Here is a 1,050-nt window from a genome sequence, read left to right on the forward strand (position 1 = left end):
ATGGCTATGTTGGCATCTGCTGTTGGCGTCCTATAAAAATACTGTATAAACTACTGTATATCCAGTTTTCTCTGGAGTCCGCCATGAAGCATGCAGATCTTAAAGATCTTGAGCAGACACTGGCCTGCCTCCCTGTCGGTCTTAAGAAATACTTTGCCAATCAGCTTCTTGAGAAAATCAATTCCCAGGCAGACACACTGATCGAGACTGCTAAGCTCCATCACCCATGTCCCCACTGCGCTAATGAACATCCTGTCAGGTGGGGACGTGCCAGTGGCTTACAGCGGTATCGGTGCCGGAACCCTGCGTGCCGCAAGACATTCAACGCCCTCACAAGTACCCCCTTGGCTAAGCTGCATTCCCGTGACAAATGGTTCGATTACCTGCGCTGCATGCAAGACAGCCTGACCTTGCGCGTCTCGGCGGCCCGAGTGGGGATCAGCTTAAAGACGGCCTTTCGCTGGCGTCATCGCTTCCTGCATGAGAGCGCAAGCGCCAACACCAGCGCCATGTCCGGCATCATCGAAGTGGACGAGACCTTCTTTGTCGCGTCCTGCAAGGGCAAGCGCCACCTCACACACCGCAAGCCCCGGAAACGCGGAGGCCAAGGTGGTAAAAAGAAAAAAGCGGATAAAATTCCGGTCGTTATCGCACGTGATCGCAATGGTCATGTCAGTGACTTGGTGGATCCTATGCTCCAGAAGTCCACTGTTCATGCCTTTCTGGCACCGATCATCGATAGCGATTCGATTTTATGCTCGGACGGACACCGCTGGTATAAAACCTTCTCTGCCGACCATGGCATTGCTCATCATCGACTGATAACGCTTGATAATCAGCGAGTAATCGGCAAGGAATACCACATTCAGAACGTCAACAGTTATATCAGCAGACTGAAGGTCTGGATGGGGCGCTTTCATGGGGTGGGGACAGCGTATTTACCGAATTACTTGGCATGGCGGCGGTTGTTTGAAACTGCAAAGTCAACTGAGGAGGCGTGGCTTCGGGCGGCGATCGGCCTCGACCAACAGCAGATGCCAACATAGCCAT

Annotated in this window: 1 protein-coding gene; it reads left to right on the forward strand. The window is 52.8% G+C overall.

Going from position 1 to position 1,050, the window contains the following annotated elements; all coding sequences use genetic code 11:
* Positions 1-83: 83 nt before the first annotated feature.
* Entirely contained in the window at positions 84-1,046 is a 963-nt protein-coding gene (locus tag H7850_RS18050) for an IS1595 family transposase (protein WP_227370881.1), read from the forward strand.
* The last annotated feature ends 4 nt before the right edge of the window (positions 1,047-1,050 follow it).

It is taken from the genome of Halomonas sp. M20 (assembly GCF_020622265.1).
Lineage (GTDB): Bacteria > Pseudomonadota > Gammaproteobacteria > Pseudomonadales > Halomonadaceae > Modicisalibacter.

Excerpts from the sequence above, each read along its gene's own strand:
- H7850_RS18050 (WP_227370881.1), top strand. The coding sequence starts at position 84 with ATGAAGCATGCAGATCTTAAAGATCTTGAGCAGACACTGGCCTGCCTC.